The following is a 21,639-nucleotide window of genomic DNA, read 5'->3' as shown; positions in this document are numbered from 1 at the left end:
TCGGGGGATCCCATGAACACCAGCTCGATCTTCGCCACCCTTGCGGGTGCCAGCTTGCCCGCGCTCGCGCTCTCGCTCGCCGCGCCCGCCGCGGCCCAGACCGCCGAGGCCGACGCCCAGCCGGCCGCCGAGGGCCAGATCGAGACCGCCGAGGAAGTGGTGGTCAACGGCACCATCGCCTATCGCAACCGCACCGAGGGCGCCGAGCCCGAGCTGGTCTACGACAATGAATTCTTCCAGCGCTTCGAGCCGCTGACCGCCGGCGACGCGCTCAAACGCGTTCCCTCGGTCACCTTCCTCTCGGACGTGATCGAGAGCGACGGTCCGCGCCTGCGCGGCCTTGATCCGGGCTATACCCAGATCCTGATCAACGGCGAGAAGGTGCCCGGCAACCAGGCCGATCGCGGCTTCTTTATGGACCGCATCCCGGCCGAGCTGATCAAGCAGGTCGAGATCGTCCGCTCCTCCTCGGCCCGCCGCACCGGCGACGCGGTCGCGGGCACGCTCAACATCGTGCTGCGTGACGGCTATCAGCTCGACGGCGGCTATGTCCGTGCCGGTGGCCTGTTCTTCGACGACGGTGAGGTCAAGCCGAGCCTCGGCGCGGTGCTCGGCACCAAGGCCGGCCCGGGCCGCCTGCTGCTCGGCGCCAATGTGCAGGGCCGCTACAACCCCAAGAAGAAGTACAGCCTGCGCTTCGACGGGCCGGGCGGCACGCTGCAGAACCGCGAGGACCAGTCGGACACCCGCGACGGCACCGACTATGCCTTCAATGCCAGCTACGACATCGACGGCGAGACCACCGATTTCGAGCTCAGCGGCTTCTACGTCCGCACCGATCGTCTCGAGACCGAGCGCTCGTTCGAATATAACAGCGCCACCGGCTCGGGCGGCTCGGTCCGCAACGGCGCGGGCGGCAACCTGCTGGTCGACAATTCGAACATCAACAATATCGACCAGTTCAACTACTCGATCGGGGCCAAGGTCAGCCACGAATGGTCGGCGGGCGAGACCAAGCTCAAGTTCGGCTACGCCAAGATGAACGACGAGCAGTGGGAGACCGAGAACGAGATCGAGTTCGATCGCGCGGCGCCCCGCTTCACCGGCGACCGCTTCGACACGCATATCGTCGATACCGAGCTCAGCGCCGGCTTCGAGCACAAGGCGCCGCTCGGCGAGGACATCGACCTCGCGTTCGGCGGCTTCTACCAGAACAAGGTGCGCAACGCCGATGTCGAGGAAGCGACGCGCCAGCGCTTCAACCTCGCGACCACCTTCCACACCAGCTACAGCCAGTTCGAGCTGAGCCCCGAGCTCTATGCCGCCGGCTTCGTCGGCTTCGCGCCGACCGCCGACAGCCGGGTCAAGGAAGAGCGCAAGGACGTGTTCGCCCTGATCGAGGGCGACACCGGTTCGGTGCGCTGGGAAGTTGGCCTGCGCTGGGAGAACACCAACAGCCGCATCACCAATCGCATCGACGACCTGTCCGTGCGGCAGGACTACGACCATCTGCTGCCGAGCGCTTCCGCGAAGATCGAGGTCGGCGGCGGCGGGCGCATCACCGTGTCGGGCGCGCGCACCGTCCGCCGCCCGCGCTTCGACCACATCACGCCGGGCATCTTCGAAGAGATCGGCGACAATGATCTGGCCGGCAATCCGCTCCTCAAACCCGAATCGGCGTGGGGCGCGGATCTCGGCTACGAGCATCGCATCGGTCGCACCGGCGTGATCGGGATCAACTTCTTCTACCGCGACGTGAAGGACCTGATCGAGGTCATCAATACCCAGGAAGAAGGCAGCAACGGCCCCGGCACCTTCGTCTACACCCCGGCCAACACCGGCGACGGCAAGGTCTACGGCATCGAGTTCGACCTCTCGACCAGCCTCGGCTTCCTCGGCCTGCCCGACACCGGCGTGTTCGGCAACTTCTCGTTGCTCGACAGCGAGATCACCGACGAGTTCGGCGAGCGCCGCTTCAACGGCCAGTCCGACTATGTCTACAATTTCGGCTTCATCCAGAACTTCCCGAGCTTCGGCGCGGCGTTCGGCGCGACCTACCGCAAGCAGGGCGGCGCGCTCGACCGCAATTATCTCGAAGAGGTCCACACCACCTACGGCGCCGACCTGGAAGTATTCGTCGAGAAGCGCTTCGGCAACAACATCACGCTCCGCGCAGTCGGATCGAACCTGCTCGACGGCGAGAAGCGCGAGGCCTTCGACAAGTTCAACACCATCACCGGCCAGATCGCCCGCAGCGACTATGAGGAATATGAGCTCGAGCGCGAGCGCGCTGGACCGGTCTTCCAGGTCATGGCACGCGTCGCCTTCTGATGAAGAAGAATAGCCTGATGATCAGCCTGCTGCCGCTTCTCGCGGCGGCAGGCTGCGCCTCCACCGGCCGCCAGGTCCCGGTGGTCCCGACCACCCCCGCCCAGACGGTCCAGGCACGCGGCGAGACCGAGGCGGTCGGCACCGCCAATGCCGACGCCGCGGACGATCCCGCGATCTGGCGCAACGCGGCGGACCCCGCCGCCAGCCTGATCGTCGGCACTGACAAGAAGGCCGGGCTCCATGTCTATGACCTGACGGGCAAGGACCGCTTCTTCATTGACGCGGGCCAGGTCAACAATGTCGACCTGCGCGACATGGGCGAGCCCGGGATCATCGTCGCGGCCAGCGACCGCAACGACCGCAAGAACGCCAAGGTCGCGCTGTTCCGCCTCGACACCACCGCCGCCAAGCTCGTCCCGCTCGGCACCGTGCCGGTCGGCGCGGGCGAAGCCTATGGGGTGTGCCTCTACCGTACCGGCGGCAAGCTTCACGTCTTCAACGTGATCAAGGACGGCACCATCCGCCAGGTCGAGCTCGACCTGTCGGGCGCGGCGCCCACGGGCAAGCTCGTCCGCACGATGAAGCTCGCCAGCCAGTCCGAGGGCTGCGTCGCCGACGAACGCACCAACCGGCTCTATGTCGGCGAGGAGAATGCCGGCGTGTGGCGTTTCGACGCGCGCGCCGAGGGAGCGGTGGCGGGTATCAACATTGCCGCGGCCGACGGCCAGAAGCTGGTGATCGACGTCGAGGGCGTCGCCCTTGCCGCCGAGGGCGAGGGCAATGGCGGCTACCTGCTAGTCTCGAGCCAGGGCGACCACGCCTATGCCGTCTATCGCCTGGCCGACGAGACGTTCGTCGGCCGCTTCCGCGTCGCCGCCGGCCGGTACGGCTCGACCGAAGAGACCGACGGGATCGAGGTGATCACGGGCGATTTCGGCCCGGACTATCCCGGCGGCCTGTTCATCGCGCAGGACGGCTACAACCCGCCCCATGCGCAGAACTTCAAGTTCGCCGCCTGGGCCGATATCAAGGCCGCGCTGAACCTCGACTGATATCGTGACCGCGCGGCCCGCCCGGCCGCGCGGTCATCCTTTCGCTAACCACGAGTCTTGCCGGAGCGCCGGGAACAAAGCCGGGCTGGCGCGTTTCGCCTGTGTCACGACGGGAGGAAACGATGCGGCTGATCATCCTCGGCATGGCGGCGCTGGCCGCCGGATGCAGCGGCGGTGGCGGCGGTGGCGGTTCGCCCACCCCGACGCCCACGCCCGGCCCCGCCAACCGCGCGCCCGCCTTCACCTCCGCCGCGACCGCCTCGGTCGCCGAGAACACCGCCGCGGCCTACACCGCCACCGCCAGCGATCCCGACGGCAACCCGCTCACCTTCTCGATTTCAGGCGGCGCTGATGCCGGCCGCTTCACGATCACCCCCGCCGGTGCGCTGACCTTCGCACCCCCGCCGAGCTTCGAGCTGCCCGCCGACGCTGACGGCAATAATGTCTATCAAGTCCAGCTGCGCGTCAGCGATGGCTCGCTCACCGCCACGCAGGACGTCGCGATCACCGTCACCGACACCCGTGAGGGGATCGCCGTGCGCCGCGTCGGCACCGGCTTCAGCCAGCCGCTTTATGTCGCGCCGATCCCCGGCTCAGCGCAGGTCTATGTCGTCGAGAAGGGCGGCGGCATCTGGCGGCTCGATCCGGCGAACGGCACCAAGACACTGGTCCGCACCGTCGGAAGCCTCGCCACCGACGGCGAGCGCGGGCTGCTCGGCCTCGTCGTCAACACCAACGCACCCGCCACCTATGGCGAGGCGCTGGTCGTCGCCACCGCCCCCGACGGCGCGGTCGAGCTGCGCTCGCTGTCGCTGAGCAGCCCCGCGACGCCCTACACCGTGGTGCTGCGCACGCCCCACCCGACCAACAACAACCACAATGGCGGCTGGCTCGGGTTCGGGCCGGACGGCAATCTCTACATGGCGATCGGCGACGGCGGCGGCAGCGGCGATCCCGGCAACAACGCCCAGAATACCAATGTCCGCCTCGGCAAGATCCTGCGCCTCGCCCAGAGCGGCGGCAACTATGTCCCCGCCCCCGGCAATCCGTTTCTCGCGGGCGGCGGCGACCCGCATGTCTTCGCGCTCGGCCTGCGCAACCCGTTCCGCGCGTCCTTCGCGCCCGACGGCCGGCTGATCATCGGCGACGTCGGCCAGAACGCGGTCGAGGAGATCGACATCGTCCGGCCCAACCAGCCCGGGCTCAACTTCGGCTGGCGCTTCCTCGAGGGCACGCGCCCGTTCAGCGGCACCGCGCCCGCCGGGCTCACCGCACCGGTCAGCGAGTATGACCACGGCACCGGCCCGCGCCAGGGCCGTTCGATCATCGGCGGCTATGTCTACCGCGGCCCGGTGACTTCGCTGGTCGGCGCCTATGTGTTCGGCGACTTCATCAGCGGCAATATCTGGAGCGTTCCCGCGGCCTCGCTCGTCCAGGGCAGCCTGCTCGCGGCGACCAGCTATGAGCGCCGCAATCTCGACTTCACCCCGGACGCCGGGACGATCGACCAGCTCGCCTCGTTCGGCGAGGATGCGGCGGGCAATCTGTTCATCGTCGACCTCGCCGGCGAGATCTTCATGGTCACGCCGGCCTGAGGCTTGCGGCGAGAGCGGCCAGCCGCTTTAACTGCGCGCCATGCTCCGCATCCTCGCTCCGCTCGCCCTGATCGCCGCCCTGCCCGCCGCCGCCCAGAACGCGGCCGAGCAGAAGATGGCGGCCACCGTCACCGCCGAGACCGAGCGCCACGTCGCGCTGCTCGAGAAACTGGTCAACCAGAACTCGGGCTCGCTCAACCTCGACGGCGTGACCCGGGTCGGCGCGATGGTCCGCGCCGAGCTCGAGCCGCTCGGCTTCCAGGTCGAATGGGTCGACATGAAGGAGACCGGCCGCGCCGGGCACCTGATCGCGACGCACAAGGGCAATGGCCGAGGCAAGCGCATCCTGCTGATCGGCCATCTCGACACGGTGTTCGAGCCCGAATCGCCCTTCCAGAAATTCGTCCGCGAGGGCGACCGCGCCAGCGGCCCCGGCATCGGCGACGACAAGGGCGGGGTCGTGGTGATCATCGCCGCGATGCGCGCGATGCAGGCGGCGGGGACGCTCAAGGGTGCCGACATCAAGATCGTGCTGACCGGCGACGAGGAGCGCACCGGCGCCCCGCTCGCGATCGCGCGCCGCGACCTCATTGCCGCAGGCAAATGGGCCGATGTGGCGCTCGAATATGAGAATCTGGCACGCGAGGATGGCAAGGACACCGGCACCGTCGCGCGCCGCAGCTCGACCAACTGGACGCTCACCACCACTGGCAAGACCGGGCATTCCAGCGGCGTGTTCGGCGCCAGCCTCGGCTATGGCGCGGCCTATGAGCTGGCGCGCATCCTCGACGAGTTCCGCCGCACGCTGCCCGAGGCGAACCTCACCTTCAACGTCGGCGTGATGGCCGCGGGCACCCCCGCGACGCTCGCATCGAACAATTATCAGGTGAGCGCCGGCGGCAAGACCAACATCGTCGCCGAGCAGGCGGTCGCGCGCGGCGACCTGCGCGCGCTCACCCCCGAGCAGGAAGCGAAGACCCGCGCCGCGATGCAGGCGATCGTCGCCAAGAGCCTCCCCGGCACCAGCGCAAGGCTCGACTTCCAGGAGGGCTATCCGCCGATGGCGCCGACCGACGGCAATCGCGCGCTACTGGCCAAGCTCAATGTCGTGAACCGCGATCTCAAGCTCCCGGAGATGGCCGAGATGGACCCGGCGCGCCGCGGCGCCGCGGACAGCGCCTTCGTCGCGGCGGACGTCGACACGCTCGCCGGCCTCGGCGCCTCGGGCGGCGGCGCGCATGCCGAGGGCGAGTGGATCGACCTCACCTCGCTCCGGCTCCAGGCGCTGCGCAGCGCCGCGTTCATCACGCGGCTGAGCAAAGAGAAGCGCCAATAATCCTCCCCCGCAAGGGGGAGGTGGCAGCCGAAGGCTGACGGAGGGGGCGGATGCCAGAACGCTGGTGGCTCGCTTCCTCCGTCGCGCTTCGCGCGCCACTTCCCCCTGGCGGAGGAGGATTGGAAACGATCACGGCACCAGCAGCGTCGCGCCCATCGTCTCGCCCGCCTCGATCGCGCGGTGCGCATCGGCGGCATCCTCCAGCGCGAACCGCTGCCCGATCTCCACGTGCAGCACGCCGCTCGCGACCAGCTCGAACAGCCGCGCCACCCCCGCCTCGCGCTCCGCGGGCGTCGCATAATAGTCGAACAAGGTCGGCCGGGTGACGAACAGCGAGCCGTGCTTGCTCAATACGCCGAGGTTGACGCCCTCCACCGGCCCGCCGGCATTGCCGAAGCTCACGATCAGCCCGCGCCGTGCCGCCGATTTGAGCGAGGCTTCCCAGGTCGATCCGCCGACCCCGTCGAGTATCACCGGCACGCCTTCACCGCCGGTGATCTCGCGCACCCGCGTCGCGATGTCCTCCCTCTTGTACTCGATCACATGGTCCGCGCCGAGCGCCCGCGCCCGCTCCGCCTTGTCGCGCGAGCCCACCGTTCCGATCACCGTCGCGCCGAGATGCTTGAGCCACTGCACCAGCAGCTGCCCGGTCGCGCTGGCCGCGGCATGGACCAGCACGGTCATCCCCGCCTGCACCTGGGCGGCGCGCTCGACCAGATACTCCGCCGTGCAGCCCTTGAGCATCACCGCCGCTGCGACCTCGTCGGAGATCGCGTCGGGCAGCTTCACCAGGATTTCCGCCGGCACATTCCGCTCGCTGGCATAAGCGCCCAGCCCGGGCCCGAAGGTCGCCACCCGGTCACCCTGCGCCAGCGAAGCCACTCCCTCGCCCACCGCCTCGACCACCCCGGCCGCCTCGCTGCCCAGCCCGCTCGGCATCGCCACTGGATAGAGTCCCGAGCGATGGTAGGTATCGATGAAGTTGAGCCCCACCGCGGTATGCCGCACGCGCACCTCGCCCGGTCCGGGCGGCGGCAGATCACGCTCCACCCACTGGATCACCTCGGGCCCGCCGGTCCGTTCGATCACCGCCACACGCGCCATGCACTCGCCTCCAGTTTCAGGTTGCAACCCGTCGCTTGCGCCGCCATCTAATCGACCATACCCGATCTTGGAAAATCCGGAGGCGAGGATGCGCAGCTATCTCAACCACTATATCGGTGGCGAATGGGTCGAAAGCGAGGGCGGCACGCGCCACGAGGTGATCAATCCCGCCACCGAGGCCGCCGTCGCCGAGATCACGCTCGGCTCGGAAGCCGATGTCGACAAGGCGGTCGCGGCGGCGAAGGCTGCGTTCGAGACCTTCTCGCGCACCAGCGCCGAGGAACGCGCCACGCTGCTCGAAGCGATCCTCGCCGAGTACAAGAACCGCGCCGGCGACCTCGCCGAGGCGATCGCGTCCGAGATGGGCGCCCCGATCAGCCTCGCCAGGACCGCGCAGGTCGGCAGTGGCATCGGCCACCTCATGTCCACGATCAAGGCGCTGCGCGACTTCCAGTTCGAGGAGCAGATCGGCAACAGCCTGGTCGTCCACGAGCCGATCGGCGTGGTCGCGCTGATCACCCCGTGGAACTGGCCGATGAACCAGATCGTCGCCAAGGTCGCGCCCGCGCTCGCCGCCGGGAATTGTATGGTGCTCAAGCCCAGCGAGGAGGCCCCTTCCTGCGCCACGATCTTTGCCGAGATCATGGACGAGGCCGGCGTCCCCGCGGGCGTGTTCAACCTCGTCCAAGGCGACGGGCCCGGCGTCGGCACCGCGCTCAGCCGCCACAAGGATATCGACATGGTGAGCTTCACCGGCTCGACCCGCGCCGGCGTCCAGGTCGCGAAGAACGCCGCCGACACGGTCAAGCGCGTCCACCAGGAGCTCGGCGGCAAGTCGCCCAACGTCATCCTGCCCGGCGCCGACCTGTCCAAGGCGGTCCAGGTCGGTCTTTTCAGCGTGCTCATGAACTCCGGCCAGAGCTGCATCGCGCCCGCGCGCATGCTCGTCCACGAAAGCCAGGCCGCCGAGGCCGCGCAGATCGCGACGGGCGTGATGAAGGCGGTCGAGACCGGCGACCCCGCCGCGGAAGGCCGCCATATCGGCCCGGTGGTCAACAAGACCCAGTGGGAGAAGATCCAGGGCCTGATCCGCAAGGGGCTCGAGGAAGGCGCCAAGCTCGAGACCGGCGGCCCCGGCCGCCCCGACGGCGTCGAGACCGGCTATTTCGTCAAGCCGACGCTGTTCTCCGGCGTGCGCAATGACATGACGATCGCACGCGAGGAAATCTTCGGCCCGGTCGTCACGATCATTCCCTACAAGGACGAGGAAGAAGCCGTCCGCATCGCCAACGACACCGACTACGGCCTGTCAGCGGTGGTGTTCGGCTCGCCTGAGGAAGTCAAGCGCGTCGCGCCGCGGCTGCGGGCGGGCATGGTCTATGTGAACGGCGGCCAGCCCGATCCCAGCCTGCCCTTCGGCGGTTACAAGCAGTCGGGCAACGGCCGCGAGCACGGCAAGTTCGGCCTCGCCGAGTTCATGGAAGTCAAGGCAATCGTCGGCGCACTGGCGTGACCTTCAATCCCCCCCGACAGGGGGAGGTGGCGCGCAATGCGCGACGGAAGGGGAGGAAGCGAGCCGCTGGATGGTCCGCCGTCCCCCCTCGGTCAGCCTGCGGCTGACACCTCCCCCTCGCGGGGGGAGGATTTGAAACCTCAATCGAACAGTTCTTCGAGGAAGCTCTTCCTGCGCTTGTGCTTGTAGCGCGGGTCGTAACCGTGCCCGTAGCCCTGCTGCGGATAGCCCCCGCCTTGCTGCCACGGCCCGCCCTGCTGCTGGGGCGGTGCAGGCGGCGCGGCCGGCGGCGCGGGCGCTTCAGTCGCGCCGCTACGCTCGATGATCTTGTCGAGCTCGCCGCGGTCGAGCCAGATGCCGCGGCACTGCGGGCAATAGTCGATCTCGATCCCCTGCCGGTCGCTCATGTGGAGCCCGGTCTTGCACACGGGACACAGCATTCCGGCAACGGCTTCGGGGGTTCGCATCATCGGCTCCTCTGATTGTCCAGTCCAAGCTAGGGAGCCGCGCGGCGCCCCGCAACTCACGCCACTGGCCACACCCACAGGATCAGCGGCGTGCCGACCACCAGCACCAGCAGCGACAACGGCGCGCCCAGCCGCGCATAATCGCTGAACCGGTACCCTCCCGGTCCCATCACCAGCGTGTTGCACTGGTGCCCGATCGGGGTCAGGAAATCGCACCCGGCACCCACCGCGGTCGCCATCAGGAACGCCTCGGGCCGGTAGCCGAGATCGGTCGCGAAGGTCGCGGCGATCGGCGCCATCACCAGCACCGTCGCGGCGTTGTTGAGGAACGGCGTCACCGCCATCGCCGCCGCCAGGATCAGCGCCACCGCGCCCCAGGGCGGCAGCGAAGCGGCGGTCGCCGACAGCCAGGTGCCGATGATCTCGGTGACCCCGGTCGAGCGCAGCGTATCGCTCACCGGGATCAGCGCGCCGAGCATGATCAGGATCGGCCATTCGACATGATTATACGCCTCGCGCACCGGCAGCGCGCCGGTCAGTACCACCGCGGCCGCGGCGGCGAAGAAGGCGATCGCCACCGGCACCGCGCCGCTCGCCGTCGCCGCCATCGCCACGGCGAGGATGAACAGCGGCAGCAGCTCCCTGCGCGCGCTCCCCAGCCGCATCGTGCGCTCGGCGAGCGGCAGCGCGCCGAGCTCGTTGAGCGCCTCGGCCAGCACGCCGAGCGGCCCCTGCAGCACGATCACGTCACCCGCCTGGAACACCACGTTCGGCATGCGCCGCACGATCCGTTCGCCCTGGCGGGACACCGCGATCAGGTTGAGTCCGAAGCGCTGGCGTAGCAGCAGCGACCCCGCGGTGCCGCCGACCAGCGGCGACCCGGTCGAGATCACCGCCTCGATCACCCCGATCTCCTCGCCCTCGGGACTCTCGGGGGCCTCGCTGGTGCCGACGAAGTCGAGCTTGTCGCGCGCGATCACGCGCTCCAGGCTGTCGGGCGCGCCGCCCAGGATCAGGATGTCGCCTTCCTGCAGCACCGTCGTCGGAAGCGGCGTCACGCGCAGTCCGTCGCGCAGGAACAGCGAGATCGACACCTCATGCTCGTGCCGGGCGAGAAACTCGCCGACGCTCTCGCCGACCGCAGCCGACTGCGCCACCACCTTCGCCTCGGTCGCATAGTCGTGGATGTCGAGCGCCTCGCCCATCGTCGGCGCGGCGCGGCGGTCGACCGGCAGCAGCCGGTAGCCGAAACGCAGGAAGACCAGCCCGACCACCGTCAGCCCCAGCCCGACCGGCGCATAGTCGAACATGTGGAAAGGCTGTCCCGTCATGTCCTCGCGCACGCGGCTGACGATGATGTTGGGCGAGGTGCCGATCAGCGTGATCAACCCGCCGAGCAGCGACGCGAACGCCATCGGCATCAGGAACACCGACGGCGAGGCGTCTGACTTCTTCGCCATCTGGAACGCGGCCGGCATCAGCATCGCCAGCGCGCCGATATTCTTGACCAGCGCCGAGGCGAAGCCGACGCTGGCGGCGAGCAGCAGCAATTGCGAGCGCACGCGCTTCACCCGTCGCTGCAGCCGCCCCATCAGCAGCTCGACCGCGCCCGAGCGCTGCACCGCGCCCGACAGCACCAGCGCCGATCCCACGATGATCACGATATCGTCCGAAAAGCCGCGAAACGCGTCGGCCGGCTTGACGATGCCCGCCGCGACCGCCGCCAGCAGCGCCATCACCGCGACGACATCGTAGCGGAACTTGCCCCACAGGAAGAGCGCCATCATGCCGACCAGCACGGCGATCGACAGCATCTGCGGCAATGTCATGCGGGCCCCATGCGCTCTAAACGCCGGGAAGCGAACAGGTTTCCGTCAGCGGCCGAAAGTCAGCGGCCGAAGGTCAGTGGCCGAAGGTCAGTGGCCGAAGGTCAGTGGCCGAAGGTCAGTGGACGGTGCCCACCGCGCGGTTGACGCTCATCAGTACGATCAGCCGCTCGATCTGGCGCCAGCGGCAGAAGTTGATGTGGTTGCCGAGGTCGCGATAGCGGTCCGCGCGCGCCGCCGCCTCGAACCCCGCATCGTCGCCGAACAGCGCGATCAGCTCCGCCGCGTCGGTGACGTGCGCGCGATCGGCGAGATAGGGCAAGGCGGAGGTGGCGGACACAGCGGACGACATGAGCGGGAGGCACTCCGGCGTGGGAACGCGCGCCAGCACGCACTGCCCGTGCCAGCCGGGAGAACCCCGGCTTTTCCGCGCATCGCGAGGGTAAATTCATGGAAACCATAGCGTTTCGGACGTTCCAGCCGTGCCGCAACGGGACGGTGGCGTCCCGCCGCGGGACGTGGCAAGGACAGACGCATGGACCGCAAGCCAGCCCCCGCCGCCAAGGGCGCCCCGATCGCCGGTGGCGCGTTGCTCGCCCTCAGCCTGATCGTCGGCACGGTGATCGGCGTGCTCCGGGGTCAGCCCTCGCTCGGCTTCATCGGCGGGCTCGGAGTCGGCCTGGCGCTGTTGCTGATCGTCGCACTGGCCGATCGCGCGCGCAACCGCGGTTGAACGCATTCGGGCAAAGGGGACAGTCCGTGAAACCGTTTCTGCTCGCCGCAGCGCTGCTCGCGTCGTCCGCGCCGGCCCTCGCTCAGGAGCCGGTGTTCGACATGCACGTCCACCTGCACAAGGGCGAAGCGTCGATCCCGGATTACGAGGCGCAGCTCAAGGCGGCCAACATCGTCGTCGCCGGCTTCGGCGCGATGTGGTTCGGCGGTCCGCACCAGGCGCCCGAAGGCGAGATCGAGCAGACCCGCGCCAACAACGACACGCTGATCGCGATGGCCGCGCGGCACAAAGGGATGCTGCCGATCGCCACCGTCCATCCCTATGACGGCGCCGCCGCGGTGGCCGAACTCGAGCGGGTGGCGGCGCGCGGGGTCAAGGTGCTCAAGATCCACCCGCACACCCAGCGCTTCGACGCCGCCGACCCGCGCGTGCTGACGCTGGCGAAGCGCGCCGGCGAGCTCGGCGTGGTGGTGATGATGGACAATGCCGCGATCGTCCCCGACGATTGCGAGAAACTGTTCAACCTCGCCCTCGCCGCGCCGAAGACCAAGTTTCTGTTCGCGCACATGGGCGGGCTCAACTTCCGCTTCTGGAACATCCTCGCGCTCGCCCGCACCGCCGAGAACCTGTTCGGCGACAACATCTATTTCGACCTCTCCGCCGTCGCCAACATCAGCGCCGGCTCGCCGATCGCGGACGAGCTGGTCTGGACGATCCGCAATGTCGGCGTCGACAATGTCCTGATCGGCTCGGACTTCCCCCAGCTCACGCTCCCCGCGACCCTCGCCGCGCTCGACAAGTTGGGGCTCAGCGAAGAGGAGAAGGCGAAGATACGCTACGCCAACGCGAAACGGCTGTTCGGCCTGAAGTAGTTCGAGCTGGACTCGGTGCGCGGCAGCCCGGGGGCACTCTTGATCATCGCGGCATGACAATGCAATCGCTGGAGAATGAACGCACTTCTTCTGCTCACCGCTGTGTCAGCACAGGCTTCGAGTTCCGCCTCGCCTCAGCCGCAGCGTTGGACAGTGGATTATGGCGAGACGTCTTGCACGGCCTCGCGGCAGCTGGGCAGCGCGGACAAGCCGATTCTGCTGGCTTTCCGGCCCTCCGTTCCCGGGTCCACGATTCGCATCATGGTGCTGCGCGAAGCCCCCTGGCGACCCACCCGGCACCTCCCGCTGCAGGTTTCGGGTGTTCCCGCAACCGGCCTGCGATTTGCCGCGACCGACCGTGCCAAGCAATTGCTCTGGATCAACCTCGATCGCGCGAAGTTCGACCGGGCGACCTCGGGCCCAACGCTGCGGCTGACCGGCGAAGGTATCGATCTCGACTTGCCGTTGCAGGGCGTCGCCGCCGCGGTCAAGGCGATGGACATGTGCAACGCCGACCTGCGCGGCTACTGGAATGCGGACGAGGCGGGGCGTGCCAGCATCGAGACGCGGCCGAAGCCGCTGAAGCCGATCGAGCGGCTGATCTCGCATGAGGACTATCCCGACCAAGCGATGAGCGAGGGCAAGGGCGGAACCACCCAGGTCGCGCTGCTCATCGACGAGAAGGACACGCTCCGGGATTGCCTGGTCGAAACGCATAGCGGAGTCGCGTCGATCGACGCGCAAACCTGCACGATCATCATGCAACGCGGCAAGTTCGCGAGCGCGCGCGACAAGGCCGGCAAGCCAGTCAAGTCGCTCGTCAGTCTTCGCTTCGGATGGCGGGTCGAATGACGACGTCCGCCTGACCGCCCGCCACTCACACCAGCGCCCGGTGCAACCACACCACGCGCCCCACCACGTCGATCGCCCGCGCCGGCACCACCTCGTCCGCGAAGGCGGGATTGTCGCTCACCACCTCCACCTCGCCGCCCATCGTCCGCAGCCTTTTGACCGCCACCAGCCCCTCGCGCCGGAAGACATAGATCGCCGGCCGCACGCCGATCGCCCGCCGCGCGCCGTCGACCAGGATCTCGTCCCCGTCGCATAAAGTCGGCTCCATCGACGCCCCCTCGACCCGGATCGTCGAGGCCATGTCCGCCCGCACCCCCAGCCGTCGCAGCAATGCCGGATCGAGCAGCAGCGTGCTCCGCCGCTCGCTCTCGACCAGCCGCCCCCGCCCCGCCGCCGCGCCCGCATCGACTCGCGCCACCGGCACCAGCCCTTCGGCCGCCGGCCCGCCCAGCACGGTGTCGCTGATGCCCAGATAGCGCGCCAGCTTGCGCCGGTCGCCCTCCGCCAGCAGCTTCGGGCTGCCGCGCGTCACGAATTGCTGGAGATAGGCCGCGTTGCGCCCGATCAGCCGCGACAGCGCCGCCAGCGACTCCCCCCGGACGGCAGCCGCGCGCTCCAGCGCCTCACGTTGCTCGATCGATTCCATGTCGCATCCATAGCCGTAGGATTTTTCCTAGACAAGTTGGAAATGAGAACATTTAATGAACATCCGAGTCGGAATCGGTGGGAAAGGAACGGGTGTGATCGATGGAAATTTTGAGCAAGGTGGAGCGGTATCTGCGCAAGCACGATATGCCCCAGACCAAATTCGGGCGGCTGGCGGTGCACGACCCGCGCCTGGTGGGCGACTTGCGCAATGGGCGCGAATTGCGGGCACGTACGCGGGCGCGGGTCGAGGCGTTCCTCGCCGCGCCGCCCCCGCCGGAGCAGCGGCCATGAGCCGGTGGGCGGACGCGGGCACGCAGCTCGAACGCGCCCTGCTGCGAGACGCCGCGGCGGAGGGGATCATGCTCACGACCCTCGCCACCGACGGGACGCAATGGGCGAGCGTGACCTTCACCGGCACGCGGCATCGGATCACGATCGCCGCGATCGGCTCGCCCCTGCTCGACCGCTGGCTGGCGGCGCTGCCTGACGCCGAGATCCAGCTGCGCGGACATCTCGTCGCGGACCTCGTGGTCGCGGGCGAGCGGCGCGGCGGCGAACGCGTCGAGATCGAGCTCGAGGCGCTGACGGTGGAGGACTGCTAGGCGCGGACCGCCAGCTTGCGCAGCGCGGCGAGCGCGCCCTCCAGCCCGGGCATGTCCGGAATGGGGGACGTCTCGGCCGCCGGCGCGAGAGCGGCTTCGGCCTGCGGCGCCTGGTTCTGCTCGCCGCGGCGGGCGATCCCGCGCTCGAGCCGGTTGAGCAGCGCGTGGACGCTCGCCTCGGTTTCGGGCGCGGCGAGGCTCTCGGGACGCGGCGCGGTCTCCGGCGCCGGCCGCATCGAGGGCGGCACGGCCGCTTCGGGCGGGGCGGCCGGGCGCGCGGGCGGGGTCAGTTCGAAGGTCTCGAACCGCTCGCCCTGGGCGAACACCGGCGGAGGCGCGCGGTGCAGCGGCTTGAGCGGCGGCGGCGGCGCCAGCGGATGCGCGGGAATCGCCTCGGGATCGAAGGCCGAGAGCGGCTGGTCGAGATCGGCGGGGAGCGGCTGCGGCTCGAGCGGCGGCGCTGAGCGCGCGACGATCGACGGGATCTCCGCCGCCGGCTCCACTTGCGGCTGGGGAATAGCGACGGCGGGAACCGTCTCGGCCGGCGGCGTCGATACGCCCATCGCGATCACCGGTTCGGGCGGCAGTTCGGGAAGATGAAGATCGCGGACATCGACGTCGACTTGTTCCACCTTCGCCTCCGTAACGGGGAAAATCCGCGCGTCGGTCAGCGGATCGTCCGATTCCGTTTCCACTTGTTCCACCTTGGCGTGGAACGGCATGCCGAGGTCGCGCGTGGCGAGCAGAGGGGGCCGCGGCGGCGCATCGGGATGCGCATCGGCGCGGCGCACGACGGGACGCCGCACGACCTCCTCTTCCGCCTCTCCTCGCGAGTCGCGCCAGACGAGCAGCGCCGAGAGCAGGAACCAGGCGATCAGCGCCCCGGCGCCGCCGGCGAACACGCCGACGCAGATGCGCGCGGTGATGCCCAGCGGCGGCTCGGCGGCAGGAACGAACGCGGCGATGCCGCTCGTCACCACGAAATTCTCGAGTAGCGGCGCTGGAATCGCCAGCGTCGCGAGCGCCACGAGCACGCCCGCCAGCCCCGCGCCGGCCAGCGCGAGGTTGGGACTCAGACGTTGAACGAGGGTGTACGCAACCATTTCCCAGACCGTCCGCGTGCTTCGATAAGCTTTTGGTAAACGGGTTCGTAGCGTGAAATGTTTGACGACCAGTTACGCTCTTTCTCGACAAATGTCCGCGCCCGTTCGCGCTGCGCGTCCCAGCCGGCGCGATTGTCGAACACCGCCGCCACCGCCTGGGCCAGCGCCGCGGGATCGTCGGGCGGGAACAGCGTGCCGGTATCGCCGTCGCGGATCAGTTCGCGGTGCCCGCCCACGTCCGACGCCGCGACCAGCCGCCGCTGCGCCATCGCTTCGAGCGGCTTCAGAGGCGTGACGAGGTCAGTCAGCCGCATGTGCTTGCGCGGATAGACCAGCAGGTCGATCAGCGAATAATAGCGCTCGACCTGCTCGTGCGGCACGCGCCCGACGAAGCGGATCGCGTCCACCGCGCTCGACGCCGCCGCCTGCGCCCGCAGCTTCTCCTCCATCGGCCCGCCGCCGACCATCAGCAGCCGCACCTTGGGCCTGAGCGAAACCAGCGCCGGCATCGCCGCGATCAGGTCGTCGAGCCCTTCATAATCGTAGAAGCTGCCGATGAAGCCGATCACCTCCGCATCGTCGAGCCCCAGTTCGGCCGACAATGTCGCGTCACGCGCGGGCGGCTCGCCGAACAGATGCAGGTCGACTCCGTTGGGCGAGATCATGATCTTGTCCGCATCCACGCCACGCGCGATCAGGTCGCGCTTCAGCCCCTCGCAGATCACCGCCACGGCATCGGCGCGCTGGCACGCCCAGGTCTCCAGCCCCCGCGTCGCGCGGTACTTGAGCGATCCCTCGCGCCCGGTCCCGTTGCCCACCGCGGCATCCTCCCAGAAGGCGCGAATTTCGTAGAGCAGCGGGATCCCGTGCTTCCTCGCCGCGCGCATCGCCGCCAGCGGATCGATCACCGGCGAATGCGCGTGGAGGATGTCAGGCTCGAAGCGCTGCACGACCTGGTCGATCCGCCGCGCGAACGCCGCGATCTCCGCCGCCTCGCCCATCACCGGCGGCAGGCGCCGCATCTGCCGGGTACGGTGGAAGTCGATTCCGTCGAGCGTCTCGAACGGTGCATCGCCGGTATGGTAGCGCGGCCCGGTCACCCCGGCGACCGTCCAGCCGCGCTCGATCTGCGCCTTGAGGATCGCGCGGGTGCGGAAGGTGTAGCCGCTGTGCAGCGGCAGCGAATGGTCGAGGACGTGCAGGATGCGCATGACGCAATGCCCTTGCCACGCCAGCACTTAACGCCGCGTCAACCGAGCCGGGCTAGGAAGACCCTCGGTTTCACGCGCGTAGAGGGACGGCAATGATCGACAGTCTGGTGCTCGCCCTCACCCATGGGCTGCTGCTGCTCACCGCGTGGCGCCTGATCAACAGCCCCGCGCTCGATGACGAGACTCCGCCGCCCGCCGACAATTCGGCTCCCAAGAACCGCTGGGGCCGCAAGCGTGCGTGATCTCGCCTTTATCGGGTTTCTCGCGGCGATCTTCGCGCTGGGATTCCGGCGCCCGTTCCTGTTCGTGCTGGCCTATGTCTATATCGATATCGTCTCGCCCCAGCGGATGAGCTATTTCCTGCTCAACGCCTTCCCGATCTCGGCGATGGCGGTGGGCTTCGCGGTGCTCGCCTGGCTCGCCCTCGACGACAAGAAGGATACGCGCTTCGCCCCGCGCCAGGGGCTGATGCTGGCGCTGCTCGCTTATTGCTTCTGGACCACGACCAAGGCCGATTTCCCGATCGACGCGGCGTTCAAATGGGACTGGGTATGGAAGGCGCTGGCGTTCGCGATCTTCCTCCCGCTCACCTTGCGCACCAAGCTGCGGATCGAGGCGCTGCTGCTGTTCATGCTGCTCTCGGTCGCCACGATCATCATCTCGGGCGGGGTCAAGACCGCGCTCGGCGGGGGCGGCTATGGCCAGCTCAAGCTGATCGTCGACAACAATTCCGGCCTGTTCGAGGGCAGCATCATCTCCGCCGTGGCGATCTGCATCATCCCGCTGATCCTGTGGTTCACCCGTTTCGGCACGATCTTCCCGCCCGACTGGCGCGTGAAGCTGTTCGGCTATGCGCTGATCTTCGCCTGCCTGCTGATGCCCGTGGGGACCGAGGCGCGCACCGGCCTGGTCTGCATCGCGCTGCTCGCGGTGCTGATGCTGCGCGACGTCAAGCGGCGCATGGTCTATGTCGGCGGCGCGGCGCTGCTCGGCCTCGCCGCCATCCCCTTCCTCCCCACCGCCTTCACCGAGCGCATGGGCACGATCCGCACCTACCAGGCCGACGCTTCGGCCTCGACCCGGATCGAGGTGTGGAAATGGACCTGGAACTACGTGAAGGACCACCCGCTCGGCGGCGGGTTCGAGGCGTATCGCCAGAACGAGATCAAGTACGACAAGATCTCCGTCGTCGGCGAAGGCGCCAACCTCACCGTCGTGCGCTCGCCCGAGGTCGACAAGGCGCGCGCCTATCACTCGGCCTTCTTCGAGATGCTGGGCGAGCAGGGCTGGCCCGGCTTCATCCTGTGGCTGATGATCCATCTCGGCGGCATCCTGCGTATGGAGGTGCTGCGCCGCCGCTACTGGAAGGCGGCCGAGCAGGCCCCGGACTATGTCTGGGTCTCGCCGCTCGCCACCGCGCTTCAGCACGCGCACATCATCTATCTTGTCGGCGCGCTGTTCGTCGGCATCGCGCTCAACCCGTTCGTCTACATGCTGGTCGGCGCCCAGATCGGGCTCGACACCTATCTCGCCCGCAAGCGCGCCGAGGAAGGGCTTCAGCCGATGCGCAAGCGGCGCGATTCGCCCGCGCCAGCCGCAACCTGATCGGCTAGAGGCGCTCCATGGCCGGCCTGTTCCTTGTCCGTAACGACGACCCCGCCTTTACCGACTCAGCGCTCGCCGCGGCGCGCGCCGCGTTCGCCGCGCAAGGCTTTCCCGCGCCTGCCGCGCACGCGCTCTCCGGCTGGCAGCTGCTTCACTTCCCCTATGTCCTTGGCGGACCCGATGCGCTGCTCGCGCGCGGCGACGATCTCGCCGCGGTCGCCGGCACCCTGGTCGCCGACGGCAAGCTCGGCCGCCCTGCGCTCGAGGCGCTGCTCGCGATGGACCCGCTCGCGCTCGACTGGGAGCGGCTCGGCGGCCAGTTCGTCGCGCTGGTCCGGCGCGGCGGGCGGAGCTTCCTGTTCGGCGACTATTTCTCGGCGTTCCAGCTGTTCCGCGACACCGGAGACCGGCTGTTCTCGACCTCGCTGCTCGCCGCCGCGCAGGCCTTGCCGAAGCTCAGCTTCGACCCGCAGGGCGTCTACGAGCTCGCCTTCAACGTCATGCCGCTCGGCGACGACACCGTGTTCGCCGAGCTCAAGACGCTGTCGCCCTTCCGCGTCGTCGAGCTGACCGGGCAAGGCGCAGTCCACCACCGCGTCGAAAAGCCGCTTCCCGCCGCGCCCTCGAAGCTCCCGCTCGCCGAGCAGATCGCGCGCCACCGCGCCCCGCTCGCCGCGATCGTGGGCGCACACACCGCGCAGTTCGGCGACCATGTCCGCAGCCCGCTCTCGGGCGGTCTCGATTCGCGCCTCGTCTTCGCCGCGCTGCGCGAGGCGGGCTGCGACCCCCAGCTCTATGTCTATGGCGTTCCCGGCGACGAGGACGTCGTGATCGCGCAGGCGATGGGTGAGGCGCTGGGGTTCGAGGTCGCGTGGACCGACAAGGAGGCCGCGGCGCCGCCGCCCGACGCCTTCCCCGCGCTGGTCGAGGGCAACTTCCACCAGTTCGATGGCCTGCCGACCTTCGGCAACATCTTCGACAACGGCTTGCACGGCACGACTCAGCTCGAGCGCCACGCCGGCGGCGCGCTGGTCGTCTCGGGCGGCGCCGGCGAGATCTACCGCAACTTCTTCTATCTGCCCGACCGCCGCTTCTCCGCGCGCGACGTCGCGCGGACCTTCTTCGCGCGCTTCGTCCCCGGGGACGCCACCGATCTCTTCGACCCGCGCGGCTTCCTCGACACGGTCGCGGCCAAGATCGCCATCGCGCTCGAGCCGCCCGCCGCCACCGGCCGGCTCGACCGCGCTCGGATCGAGCAAATCTATCCGCGCATCCGCTGCCGCGCGCTGTTCGGCCGCGAGATCAGCCTCGAGGGCCGCTACAGCCCCTATCTCATGCCCTTTCTCGACCATCGCGTGGTGGCGCAGGCGATGACGATCCCGCTCGCGCTCAAGCACGCCGGCCGGTTCGAGGCGGCGTTGCTCAACGCGATCGACCCTGCGCTCGCCGCCCAGCCTTCGGCCTATGGCCACGACTTCAGCGGCCCGCCCGGCCGCAAGCACCGCTTCGGCGAATGGTCGACGCGCATCCGCCCGGTGTGGCTGCGCGAGCAGACCTACGCGCTCCGCCGCCGCCTCGGCCCGATGGGCGACGAGCATGGCGGGATGCTCGAGCCCGAGTACATGAACCGCGTGATCGACCCCGATTTCCCGGCGATGCGCCGCTTTTTCCGGATCGAGAACATCACCGACAGCGGCCTGTGGCGCCGCGTCGCCAACCTCGAATATCTCGCGGCGAAGCTGGGCTCGAGGCTCGTATAGGAAGTTTGCTTCACGCGAAGGCGCGAAGACGCGAAGAAGAAGTAGTTCGCGCAGAGCCGCAGAGATGTTCGCCCCTGCGCGAAGCGCTCGCTCATCCCCGACGCTGTGGCAAGCGGTGCCAGTGAAGAAACGACAGCCGCTGACGCGGCAGAACCACATCTCTGAGCTCTCTGCGTCTCTGCGCGAACCATTCTTCTCTTCTTGTTCTTCTTCGCGCCTTCGCGCCTTCGCGTGAATCAAAACTTCTCTTGTTTCAGCCCACGCTAAGCCAGCGCTTTCCCGAACAGCGCCAGCAGCCGCCCCCAGGCCTTCTCCGCCTGCGCCTGATTGTAGGCGGGGCTGTCGGGCGGGCACCAGCCGTGCATCGCGCCGGCATAGACCTCGATCTCGGCCGGCAGCCCGGCATCGGCGAACGCCTTGCGCACCAGCTCCTTCTCGTTCGGGTTGCGCTGGTCGTCATTCTCGGCGACCGCGAACAGGAAGCTCGCCTTCATCTTCGGCACCAGCAGATGCGGGCTGTCGGGCTTGTCCGTCGCAAGCCCGCCGCCATGGAACGAGGCGCCCGCGCGGATCCGGCCGGACACCGCCGCCGCGGTCTGCATCACCATCGGCCCGCCCATGCAATAGCCGGTCGTGCCCATGCCGCGCCTGGTATTCACCTCGGGCTGCTTGTCGAGGAACGCCGCGAAGGCGGCCGCATCGCGCATCACCGCTTCGGGCGTCAGCAGCTTGCGCCATTCCATCAGCTTGGCCCGGACCTCAGGCTGGCCCCAGCTCTCGCCGTCCTTGACGATCGGCAGCGGCGCCGAGCGGTAGAATTGGTTGACCGTGAGCACCGCATAGCCCGATTGCGCCAGCCGCTCGGCCATCTTGCGGAAGCTCGGGCGCAGGCCGCCGATGTCGGGCCATACCAACACCGCCGGATGCTTGCCCTTGGCCGGCGCGACGAAATAGGCCTGGGCGGTGCCGTCGGGCGTGCGGATCGTGATGTCGCGATGCTTGAGCGTCTGGGCATTGGCCGGCGCCGGC

The 21,639-nt window shown here is 68.7% G+C and carries 21 protein-coding genes; 13 read left to right on the top strand and 8 right to left on the bottom strand.

Annotated features, from left to right (window positions below):
* Positions 1–12: 12 nt before the first annotated feature.
* From ABDV68_RS05905 to ABDV68_RS05890, 4 genes are all read left to right on the top strand, one after another.
* Complete coding sequence (locus ABDV68_RS05905; protein ID WP_343518775.1) at positions 13–2,331, top strand: outer membrane beta-barrel protein; 2,319 nt, start codon at positions 13–15, stop codon at positions 2,329–2,331.
* Complete coding sequence (locus ABDV68_RS05900) at positions 2,331–3,383, top strand: phytase (protein WP_343518773.1); 1,053 nt, start codon at positions 2,331–2,333, stop codon at positions 3,381–3,383. Before ABDV68_RS05905 ends, ABDV68_RS05900 begins: the two co-directional genes overlap by 1 nt.
* A gap of 122 nt (positions 3,384–3,505) precedes the next feature.
* The gene (locus ABDV68_RS05895; RefSeq protein ID WP_343518772.1) at positions 3,506–4,978 is read left to right on the top strand and encodes a PQQ-dependent sugar dehydrogenase; all 1,473 of its coding nucleotides are present in this window, start codon (positions 3,506–3,508) and stop codon (positions 4,976–4,978) included.
* Between the two features lie 40 nt (positions 4,979–5,018).
* The gene (locus tag ABDV68_RS05890; protein WP_343518771.1) at positions 5,019–6,314 is read left to right on the top strand and encodes a M20/M25/M40 family metallo-hydrolase; all 1,296 of its coding nucleotides are present in this window, start codon (positions 5,019–5,021) and stop codon (positions 6,312–6,314) included.
* Between the two features lie 129 nt (positions 6,315–6,443).
* Here the strand turns inward: ABDV68_RS05890 and ABDV68_RS05885 are convergent, their stop codons facing one another.
* A complete protein-coding gene (locus tag ABDV68_RS05885; RefSeq protein WP_343518770.1) occupies positions 6,444–7,418 on the bottom strand; it encodes a quinone oxidoreductase in 975 nt (324 codons plus the stop codon).
* 88 nt (positions 7,419–7,506) lie between these two features.
* Here ABDV68_RS05885 and ABDV68_RS05880 point away from each other — a divergent pair, with 88 nt between their 5' ends.
* Positions 7,507–8,931, top strand: coding sequence for an aldehyde dehydrogenase family protein (locus ABDV68_RS05880; protein ID WP_343518769.1), 1,425 nt, complete (start codon positions 7,507–7,509; stop codon positions 8,929–8,931).
* A gap of 140 nt (positions 8,932–9,071) precedes the next feature.
* Here ABDV68_RS05880 and ABDV68_RS05875 read toward each other — a convergent pair whose 3' ends face one another.
* The 3 genes from ABDV68_RS05875 to ABDV68_RS05865 all read right to left on the bottom strand — a co-directional run bounded on the left by ABDV68_RS05875 (position 9,072) and on the right by ABDV68_RS05865 (position 11,576).
* On the bottom strand, positions 9,072–9,398 hold the full coding sequence (locus tag ABDV68_RS05875) for a zf-TFIIB domain-containing protein (protein ID WP_343518768.1): 327 nt from the start codon (positions 9,396–9,398) through the stop codon (positions 9,072–9,074).
* Positions 9,399–9,454: 56 nt separating this feature from the next.
* On the bottom strand, positions 9,455–11,227 hold the full coding sequence (locus tag ABDV68_RS05870; RefSeq protein WP_343518767.1) for an SLC13 family permease: 1,773 nt from the start codon (positions 11,225–11,227) through the stop codon (positions 9,455–9,457).
* Positions 11,228–11,342: 115 nt separating this feature from the next.
* Positions 11,343–11,576, bottom strand: a complete 234-nt coding sequence (locus tag ABDV68_RS05865) for a hypothetical protein (RefSeq protein ID WP_343518766.1) — start codon at positions 11,574–11,576, stop codon at positions 11,343–11,345.
* Between the two features lie 183 nt (positions 11,577–11,759).
* On the opposite strand from ABDV68_RS05865, the gene ABDV68_RS05860 reads away from it, so the two are divergent.
* The 3 genes from ABDV68_RS05860 (at position 11,760) to ABDV68_RS05850 (ending at position 13,681) form a co-directional block, all read left to right on the top strand.
* Positions 11,760–11,957, top strand: coding sequence for a hypothetical protein (locus tag ABDV68_RS05860; protein WP_343518765.1), 198 nt, complete (start codon positions 11,760–11,762; stop codon positions 11,955–11,957).
* Positions 11,958–11,983: 26 nt separating this feature from the next.
* Complete coding sequence (locus ABDV68_RS05855; RefSeq protein WP_343518764.1) at positions 11,984–12,829, top strand: amidohydrolase family protein; 846 nt, start codon at positions 11,984–11,986, stop codon at positions 12,827–12,829.
* Positions 12,830–12,904: 75 nt separating this feature from the next.
* Complete coding sequence (locus ABDV68_RS05850; RefSeq protein WP_343518763.1) at positions 12,905–13,681, top strand: energy transducer TonB; 777 nt, start codon at positions 12,905–12,907, stop codon at positions 13,679–13,681.
* A gap of 25 nt (positions 13,682–13,706) precedes the next feature.
* Here ABDV68_RS05850 and ABDV68_RS05845 read toward each other — a convergent pair whose 3' ends face one another.
* Entirely contained in the window at positions 13,707–14,327 is a 621-nt protein-coding gene (locus ABDV68_RS05845) for a S24 family peptidase (RefSeq protein WP_343518762.1), read from the bottom strand.
* A gap of 101 nt (positions 14,328–14,428) precedes the next feature.
* On the opposite strand from ABDV68_RS05845, the gene ABDV68_RS05840 reads away from it, so the two are divergent.
* The gene (locus ABDV68_RS05840) at positions 14,429–14,620 is read left to right on the top strand and encodes a hypothetical protein (protein ID WP_343518761.1); all 192 of its coding nucleotides are present in this window, start codon (positions 14,429–14,431) and stop codon (positions 14,618–14,620) included.
* The gene (locus tag ABDV68_RS05835; protein ID WP_343518760.1) at positions 14,617–14,931 is read left to right on the top strand and encodes a hypothetical protein; all 315 of its coding nucleotides are present in this window, start codon (positions 14,617–14,619) and stop codon (positions 14,929–14,931) included. Before ABDV68_RS05840 ends, ABDV68_RS05835 begins: the two co-directional genes overlap by 4 nt.
* Here ABDV68_RS05835 and ABDV68_RS05830 read toward each other — a convergent pair.
* Positions 14,928–16,034 (bottom strand): hypothetical protein, encoded by a 1,107-nt coding sequence (locus ABDV68_RS05830; RefSeq protein ID WP_343518758.1) that lies wholly within the window; start codon positions 16,032–16,034, stop codon positions 14,928–14,930. The two genes, ABDV68_RS05835 and ABDV68_RS05830, sit on opposite strands and share 4 nt — an antisense overlap.
* Positions 16,004–17,245, bottom strand: a complete 1,242-nt coding sequence (locus ABDV68_RS05825) for a TIGR04063 family PEP-CTERM/XrtA system glycosyltransferase (protein ID WP_343518757.1) — start codon at positions 17,243–17,245, stop codon at positions 16,004–16,006. The genes ABDV68_RS05830 and ABDV68_RS05825 overlap by 31 nt, the downstream gene beginning before the upstream one ends.
* 92 nt (positions 17,246–17,337) lie before the next feature.
* Here ABDV68_RS05825 and ABDV68_RS05820 point away from each other — a divergent pair, with 92 nt between their 5' ends.
* From ABDV68_RS05820 to ABDV68_RS05810, 3 genes are read left to right on the top strand one after another with little or no spacing between them, the layout of a single operon-like run.
* Positions 17,338–17,487 (top strand): hypothetical protein, encoded by a 150-nt coding sequence (locus ABDV68_RS05820; protein ID WP_343518756.1) that lies wholly within the window; start codon positions 17,338–17,340, stop codon positions 17,485–17,487.
* The gene (locus ABDV68_RS05815) at positions 17,480–18,850 is read left to right on the top strand and encodes a DUF5935 domain-containing protein (RefSeq protein WP_343518755.1); all 1,371 of its coding nucleotides are present in this window, start codon (positions 17,480–17,482) and stop codon (positions 18,848–18,850) included. The genes ABDV68_RS05820 and ABDV68_RS05815 overlap by 8 nt, the downstream gene beginning before the upstream one ends.
* A gap of 17 nt (positions 18,851–18,867) precedes the next feature.
* The gene (locus tag ABDV68_RS05810) at positions 18,868–20,610 is read left to right on the top strand and encodes a hypothetical protein (protein ID WP_343518754.1); all 1,743 of its coding nucleotides are present in this window, start codon (positions 18,868–18,870) and stop codon (positions 20,608–20,610) included.
* A 263-nt stretch (positions 20,611–20,873) separates the two neighbouring features.
* On the opposite strand, the gene ABDV68_RS05805 is transcribed toward ABDV68_RS05810, so the two are convergent.
* Positions 20,874–21,639, bottom strand: a 766-nt coding sequence (locus ABDV68_RS05805; protein ID WP_343518753.1) for a dienelactone hydrolase family protein, incomplete at its 5' end; no start/stop codon positions are given.

The sequence above is a fragment of the Sphingomonas sp. genome (genome assembly GCF_039595165.1).
GTDB lineage: Bacteria > Pseudomonadota > Alphaproteobacteria > Sphingomonadales > Sphingomonadaceae > Sphingomonas.
This window is presented reverse-complemented; position numbering and strand designations above follow the sequence as displayed.

Excerpts from the sequence above, each read along its gene's own strand:
- ABDV68_RS05905 (WP_343518775.1), top strand. The coding sequence starts at position 13 with ATGAACACCAGCTCGATCTTCGCCACCCTTGCGGGTGCCAGCTTGCCC.
- ABDV68_RS05900 (WP_343518773.1), top strand. The coding sequence starts at position 2,331 with ATGAAGAAGAATAGCCTGATGATCAGCCTGCTGCCGCTTCTCGCGGCG.
- ABDV68_RS05895 (WP_343518772.1), top strand. The coding sequence starts at position 3,506 with ATGCGGCTGATCATCCTCGGCATGGCGGCGCTGGCCGCCGGATGCAGC.
- ABDV68_RS05890 (WP_343518771.1), top strand. The coding sequence starts at position 5,019 with ATGCTCCGCATCCTCGCTCCGCTCGCCCTGATCGCCGCCCTGCCCGCC.
- ABDV68_RS05885 (WP_343518770.1), bottom strand. The coding sequence starts at position 7,418 with ATGGCGCGTGTGGCGGTGATCGAACGGACCGGCGGGCCCGAGGTGATC.
- ABDV68_RS05880 (WP_343518769.1), top strand. The coding sequence starts at position 7,507 with ATGCGCAGCTATCTCAACCACTATATCGGTGGCGAATGGGTCGAAAGC.
- ABDV68_RS05875 (WP_343518768.1), bottom strand. The coding sequence starts at position 9,398 with ATGCGAACCCCCGAAGCCGTTGCCGGAATGCTGTGTCCCGTGTGCAAG.
- ABDV68_RS05870 (WP_343518767.1), bottom strand. The coding sequence starts at position 11,227 with ATGACATTGCCGCAGATGCTGTCGATCGCCGTGCTGGTCGGCATGATG.
- ABDV68_RS05865 (WP_343518766.1), bottom strand. The coding sequence starts at position 11,576 with ATGTCGTCCGCTGTGTCCGCCACCTCCGCCTTGCCCTATCTCGCCGAT.
- ABDV68_RS05860 (WP_343518765.1), top strand. The coding sequence starts at position 11,760 with ATGGACCGCAAGCCAGCCCCCGCCGCCAAGGGCGCCCCGATCGCCGGT.
- ABDV68_RS05850 (WP_343518763.1), top strand. The coding sequence starts at position 12,905 with ATGAACGCACTTCTTCTGCTCACCGCTGTGTCAGCACAGGCTTCGAGT.
- ABDV68_RS05845 (WP_343518762.1), bottom strand. The coding sequence starts at position 14,327 with ATGGAATCGATCGAGCAACGTGAGGCGCTGGAGCGCGCGGCTGCCGTC.
- ABDV68_RS05840 (WP_343518761.1), top strand. The coding sequence starts at position 14,429 with ATGGAAATTTTGAGCAAGGTGGAGCGGTATCTGCGCAAGCACGATATG.
- ABDV68_RS05835 (WP_343518760.1), top strand. The coding sequence starts at position 14,617 with ATGAGCCGGTGGGCGGACGCGGGCACGCAGCTCGAACGCGCCCTGCTG.
- ABDV68_RS05830 (WP_343518758.1), bottom strand. The coding sequence starts at position 16,034 with ATGGTTGCGTACACCCTCGTTCAACGTCTGAGTCCCAACCTCGCGCTG.
- ABDV68_RS05825 (WP_343518757.1), bottom strand. The coding sequence starts at position 17,245 with ATGCGCATCCTGCACGTCCTCGACCATTCGCTGCCGCTGCACAGCGGC.
- ABDV68_RS05820 (WP_343518756.1), top strand. The coding sequence starts at position 17,338 with ATGATCGACAGTCTGGTGCTCGCCCTCACCCATGGGCTGCTGCTGCTC.
- ABDV68_RS05810 (WP_343518754.1), top strand. The coding sequence starts at position 18,868 with ATGGCCGGCCTGTTCCTTGTCCGTAACGACGACCCCGCCTTTACCGAC.